This is a genomic window from Stieleria sp., assembly GCF_041595215.1.
GTDB lineage: Bacteria > Planctomycetota > Planctomycetia > Pirellulales > Pirellulaceae > Stieleria > Stieleria magnilauensis.
Genome location: NZ_JBFHKV010000527.1, coordinates 1 through 5,700 on the forward strand (window position 1 = coordinate 1; position 5,700 = coordinate 5,700).

The following is a 5,700-nucleotide window of genomic DNA, read 5'->3' on the forward strand; positions in this document are numbered from 1 at the left end:
ATCGAAAGTGGAGGTAGACGGACTTGAACCGACGACCTACGCGCTGCCAGCGCGTCGCTCTCCCAACTGAGCTATACCCCCGCTTGGGCCCCCATTTGGAATCTGATCAAAGCCATGGGGGAGGCATGTTGGCCCCGTCGCAACGGGCTGACCAACTGATCAGGAGCGGTATTATCAATCCGACGGCCGATTCGTCAACCCGCGTTTTGGATGCAAAATCGAGGTAGCTCGGCGCGGCGGCGGGGCGCGCCTACAATCCGCCTCTGAACCCTTGTAATCCCTGAAAAAGCGTCTGATTCGAAAGAACACGCGTCCCGAGATCCTGAATGTCCACCCGCCGTCGCGCCCGCGAGATCGTTTTACAGTTACTTTACGAAGCCGACGTCAACGGCACCCGCGATGCCGTGTCGGCGCGCCGGTTCATCAAGTCGCGACTGCAGGGACGTTCGGCTTTGTCGGCGTTTGCCGAGAAACTGTTGACCGGCACGCTGGAGCATCGCGATCAAGTGGATCGGCATCTTGCTCGTTTGGCCAAGGGCTGGGCGCTGGGGCGGATGGCGATCACCGATCGCAACGTGATGCGAATGGCAGCCTACGAGATCCTGTTTGCCGAAACACCCGGCCGCGTGGCGGTCAACGAAGCGGTGGTGTTGATCAAACGCTACGGCGACAAAAACAGCCCGCGGTTTGTGAACGGGATTTTGGACCGATTGCTGAAGGAATTCGAGGCCAACGCATTGGGTGACGTCGACGAAGAAGACGTCATCCAAGACAACGACGGCTAGGCGATTGACCGATGCCCGAAGTCGTTTCCTGGTTTTTTCCCTGGTTGATCGTCACGCTCGTCCTCTCGGTCGGTATTTTCGTGCAGGCGGCCGCCGGATTCGCCGCGGGCATGCTGGTTATACCCACCCTGTTATGGCTGGGGTACTTGATCCCCGAAGCCAGTATGGCGCTGTTGGTGGCGACGATTCCGCAGAACATCGCGGGCGTTTACGCGCTGCGGGAATCGATCCGGCCGAAAACCCTTCTCTGGCCGGGCATCGGTCGCGTCGGCTTTTTCCCGCTGGGAATCCTCGCGCTGATCGCGATCGAAGAAGCGTTTCCGTTGGTGCGGATCCGCCAATTTGTCGGCGGCGTGGTGCTGGCGGCGACCATCGCGACGGCCGTCTATCACCCGGTCCCCAAGGCAAAGCTGTCGCCGATCTGGGCCTGGATCGCGTTTCCCATTTCAGGGTTCTTGCAAGGGCTGGTCGGGATGGGGGGACCCGCAATGGTGTTTTGGGTCTCCGCGCATGATTGGAACACCCGCCAGATCCGCGGATTTTTGTTCGCGATGTACCTGACCAGTCTCGCGCCGGCGATCGTCATGCTGTTCGCATTCTTTGGAGATCGATTGGTCACCCCGGCATTGAATGCCTGTGCGTCGATTCCCATCCTGTTGTTGGTCACCTCGCTGGGACTTAAATTCGGCAACTGGCTCGGACGCAACCGTCTGCGACGCGTTACCTTGGGGCTGCTGTTCTTGATGGGGATTCTCGGCTTGGCGTCACCTTGGATCCGCTCCGGCTAGTGCTCCGATGAAAAGGAATTGAATATGATCGCGGAAATGGGATCTCTGCTCACCGGCGACGCCATCATGGCGTTGTTGACGCTGACCTTGATGGAGATCGTGTTGGGGATCGACAACATCGTCTTCATCGCGATCATCACCGGACGTTTGCCGCCCGAAAAACGGTCCTTCGCCAGACGGTTCGGACTGGTGCTGGCCATGGGCATGCGAATCGTGTTGCTGCTGGGCATCGGCTATCTGATGCAACTGGTCGGGCCGGTGTTTCATCTGTCGGACTATGTCCCGCTGGAATCCGTTGCCGAGTACCTGCACGAGCACGAAGAAGCCAACGAGGTCAGCGGCAAAGACCTGATCTTGATGTTCGGTGGTCTGTTTTTATTGTGGACCGCGGTGCGTGAAATTCACCACAAGATCGAGGGTCATGAAGAGGAAGCTGAGATCGGGAACCTGCCCGGCGACAGTGGCGGATCCTCGGACGGGATCGCCCCGATCACGGAGGAAAACCGGTCGAGCGTTACCGTCGGCGGCGTGTTGTTCCGAATTGCGTTCATGGACATCATCTTTTCACTCGACTCGGTGATCACCGCCGTCGGAATGGCCAAACAAATCTCCGTCATGGTCATCGCCGTGGTGATCAGCGTCTTGGTGATGATCGTGTTTGCCAACCAGATCAGCGAGTTTGTCCAGAAGCACCCCACGGTCAAAATGTTGGCCCTGTCCTTCCTGATCTTGATCAGCGTCGTCTTGATCAGCGAAGCCTCCGGGACGCCGATCAGCAAGGGGTACGTCTACTTTGCGATGACGTTTTCCCTGATGGTCGAATTCCTGAATCTGAGAATGAAAATGAAACGCATTCGCCCCAGTCGCGGCGAAGGTGAAACCGGGAGCATGAGGAAGTAGGATGGTTTCAGGTTTCAGGTTTCAGGTTTCAGGTTTCAGGTTTCAGGTTTCAGGTTTCAGGTTTCAGGTTTCAAGTTTCAAGTTTCAAGTTTCAAGTTTCAAGTTTCAAGTTTCAAGTTTCAAGGCTTGAGATTTGAGATTTGAGATTTGTCTCATTCTCCTGCCTCTCTCTCCATTTCTGTCTGTCCCTCCCTCTTTCCCCCCACACCCGTTATGAAACGATTTGCGTTTGCCCTGCTCTCGGTTTGTTTGTTGCTTTCCCCGGCGCTTGCCCAGTCGACTCCGATCCAGGTCGGCGAGGCGAGCCTTCAGTCCGGTGATGCGGTGGTTTTCCTCGGCGACAGCATCACGCATCAGCGTCTTTACACGCAGTACATCGAAGACTTCTTCATCACCCGGTTTCCCAGCGTGCCGCTGAAGTTCCACAACGCCGGCATCGGCGGAGACAAAGCCTGGGACTCGCTGCAGCGTCTCGACCGCGACGTGCTGTCGAAGAACCCCAAGCTGGTCACGATTCTGTTGGGAATGAACGACGGACGCTACCAAGCGTTTGATCATGAGATTTTCAAAACCTATGAAACCGACATGACCGAATTGCTGGATCGCTTGCAAGCCGCCGGCACAACGGTCTCGCCGATCACGCCGACGATGTTCGACGCCGTCGCGGCCCGCGCCAATTTGAAACAACGTCCCCGCGAAGAATCCGCACTGCGTCAATACAACGCTGTCCTCGCCTACTTCGGGACCTGGCTGCGAGACGAAGCGGATCGTCGAGGCATGCGGTCGATCGATATGTTTGGTCCCCTCAATCACCTGACCCGTGTTGCCCGTCAGGACGATCCCCAATTCACCTTCATCAAGGACGCGGTTCATCCCGGCACCGACGGTCAACTGATCATGGCACATGCCTGGCTTGAAAACCTGGGCATGCAAAGCGCCGTTTCGAACATCACGCTCGTGCCGACGAAGAATGGCTATCGCGCACGGGCAACCGGAGGCGAAGTGACCGAACTGGCCGGCGCGGACGGATCGATAGAATTCACGTTCCTCGCCGAATCGCTGCCGTGGGTCACCCCCGATGACACTCAGGTCGCAGCCAAGATGCTGAAGCTGGACCACAAATTCAGTCGCGAAGGGTTCCAGGTGCACGGACTGGCGCCGGGCAAATACACGCTTTCGATCGATGGCGCGCCGGTCGGCGACTTCACCCATACCCAATTGGCCGCCCACATCGAACTGCAACGGTTCCCCTCCACGCCACAATCGGTCCAAGCGGCCAAAGTGGTAGCGATGAACAAAGCCAGAAACGAATCGACGATCGGAGAGCTGCGCAAGCACTGGTACACCGCCCGTAACCTGGCGCGGGATCGACGCAGCTTGGCCCAAGCCGGTGACGAAGCGACCCGGACGGCGCTGGAAAAGAAGGTCGCCGCGGGGGAGCAGAAGATGGAAGGTTTTGAGGAAAAACTCGCCGCGCTCGAACAGAAAGCCGACGAGGAATTGGCGGCAATCTACGCCGCAGCCAAGCCGGTCCCGCACCGCTACGTGCTGCAACCGGTGCAGTGAGATCGGGTGAAGCGGCCCGCACGCCGGCGCAAGCCGGCTGACAGCAATGGGCCTTCAGTCGTTCGGCTACCAGCGACGTGCTTTCTTGTTCGCGGCAGGTCGCGAGTCCTCCGGTCTTTCGAGCTGCAACCGGACGGCTCGCGCCGTTCCGCTTGCACAGCGCTAAAATAGACGGCATGAGCTTGCGGGCTACTGCCGCTACGGATCGCGGCGGAGATCGTCGGGGGCTTTCATCAGTTGAGCGGCGAAGTGATTGCGCCAGGCCGCCTGGTCGTATCGGTAATCGACGCCCGGTGCGATCTGACGAAGCAATTCCAACGCGCCGGGGTTTTGAACCGTCTTGGTCAACACCTCTTGTTTGCCGCCGGTGGAAAGCCCCGAACCGCCCAGGCTGTTGCTGCCGACCGACATGCCTGGTCCCTTGGGCGTCAACGACTTGTGCGTCGTGATCAACGCATCGACGTATTCCTGCCAAAGTTCCGGGTCGGGAAAATAGTTCAGCGCACGAAGCGCCGCGGTCACTTCCACCGGCTTGCGGTTGTCACCCTTCAAGATCGGCAGATAAGACGCAACCGCCGACGACGCGCCGTACTCCTGAAGCTGCAACAAGGCTTCGGTACGTATCCCCGGATCGGGCTCAAAGATCCCTGTCCGGACCAGAGCCTGGACCGCGATCGGTGTCTTCAGCGCGCCGAGTCGTTTGACGTAGATCATCCGCAACGATTTGGGATCGGGTTCGTTCCCACGCGACTTCTCCAGTGCTTCGGCAAGCGCGGTCGATGCCATCGGGTCGTCAATGGCTTGGATCGATTCGAGTGCTTCGGCGGACCGTTTACCCGGCCTCAACACCAAACTCCGCAGCTTGGTCAGCTCCTTGATCCAAAGCTTCGAGGCTTCGTCGAACTTGTCGCGTCGTTGTTCGCGAAGATAAACCTCCGGGACCTCCCATCCGCCTGCCGTTCGTATCAATCCGCGCTGCCGTTGCTGATCGGCATAGAGCGCCCATTCGTTGCCATCGCGAACATAACCGAGCGCCGATCTGGCTTGGGGGTGATTGGGATCGATTTCAATGGCCCGCTGAAAATGGAAATCCCGCTGCGCCAACAAGCCGTTTCCCTTGCACTGCCGCGCCAATTGATAGTGCGCCTCGGCGTCCTCGCCCACTTGAGCCAACTGTTGACGATACCAAACCAGTTTCTCGTCGGAATCGCTGACCGTTTTGACGACCCGGCTCTGGGGAATGGCGACTCGCAACTCCGGATCCACTTCCACAATCACATGCGGTTTCGACCCGCTGTCGGTCTTCCGCACAATCTTGCCATCGACCTGCACATTGCCACGCAATTCCAACGTGTCCGCTTGAGCCGGAGGTGCGCTCGCGAAAACCGCAAGTGTCAGCGCCAGCCCGGATGTCATCGGGAAGTGCGAAAGGCGAACGAAGTGGTTCATGTCAGGTCAGTTCGATGAGAAGAGAAGCATCTGGCACGGTGGCAAGGATTTACCAAGCGTCGGCGTGCAGCCCTCGTTGGTGTCCAGCCTTCAGGCGCCCCGGAACGCTTTCCAAGCGTTCCGCAATGCCCGAATCAGCTACAGCCTAGTTTTCCGCCGCACCTTGGTTTTCGGGTAGGCGGTAGTGGACGAGGCGACGAGTCCTTGCCAAT

At 58.5% G+C, this 5,700-nt stretch carries 5 protein-coding genes and 1 tRNA gene; 4 read left to right on the plus strand and 2 right to left on the minus strand.

Annotated elements, in window-relative coordinates; translation table 11 throughout:
* Window positions 1-8: 8 nt before the first annotated feature.
* A tRNA-Ala gene (locus ABX749_RS19330) sits at window positions 9-81 on the minus strand.
* Window positions 82-326: 245 nt separating this feature from the next.
* Here ABX749_RS19330 and nusB point away from each other — a divergent pair.
* From nusB to ABX749_RS19350, 4 genes are all read left to right on the plus strand, one after another.
* Window positions 327-785: a transcription antitermination factor NusB gene (gene nusB, locus ABX749_RS19335; RefSeq protein WP_372897410.1), complete on the plus strand. Its 459-nt coding sequence runs from the start codon at window positions 327-329 to the stop codon at window positions 783-785.
* A gap of 11 nt (window positions 786-796) precedes the next feature.
* Window positions 797-1,573: a TSUP family transporter gene (locus ABX749_RS19340; protein ID WP_372897411.1), complete on the plus strand. Its 777-nt coding sequence runs from the start codon at window positions 797-799 to the stop codon at window positions 1,571-1,573.
* 36 nt (window positions 1,574-1,609) lie between these two features.
* Entirely contained in the window at window positions 1,610-2,473 is an 864-nt protein-coding gene (locus ABX749_RS19345) for a TerC family protein (protein ID WP_372897412.1), read from the plus strand.
* A gap of 213 nt (window positions 2,474-2,686) precedes the next feature.
* Window positions 2,687-4,039 (plus strand): SGNH/GDSL hydrolase family protein, encoded by a 1,353-nt coding sequence (locus ABX749_RS19350; protein ID WP_372897413.1) that lies wholly within the window; start codon window positions 2,687-2,689, stop codon window positions 4,037-4,039.
* A gap of 198 nt (window positions 4,040-4,237) precedes the next feature.
* On the opposite strand, the gene ABX749_RS19355 is transcribed toward ABX749_RS19350, so the two are convergent.
* Window positions 4,238-5,488: a HEAT repeat domain-containing protein gene (locus ABX749_RS19355; RefSeq protein ID WP_372897414.1), complete on the minus strand. Its 1,251-nt coding sequence runs from the start codon at window positions 5,486-5,488 to the stop codon at window positions 4,238-4,240.
* Between the last annotated feature and the right edge of the window lie 212 nt (window positions 5,489-5,700).

Bases quoted from the DNA above. Each gene is read 5' to 3' on its own strand.
- ABX749_RS19355 (WP_372897414.1), bottom strand. From the start codon at position 5,488: ATGAACCACTTCGTTCGCCTTTCGCACTTCCCGATGACATCCGGGCTG.
- ABX749_RS19340 (WP_372897411.1), top strand. From the start codon at position 797: ATGCCCGAAGTCGTTTCCTGGTTTTTTCCCTGGTTGATCGTCACGCTC.
- ABX749_RS19350 (WP_372897413.1), top strand. From the start codon at position 2,687: ATGAAACGATTTGCGTTTGCCCTGCTCTCGGTTTGTTTGTTGCTTTCC.
- ABX749_RS19345 (WP_372897412.1), top strand. From the start codon at position 1,610: ATGGGATCTCTGCTCACCGGCGACGCCATCATGGCGTTGTTGACGCTG.
- nusB (WP_372897410.1), top strand. From the start codon at position 327: ATGTCCACCCGCCGTCGCGCCCGCGAGATCGTTTTACAGTTACTTTAC.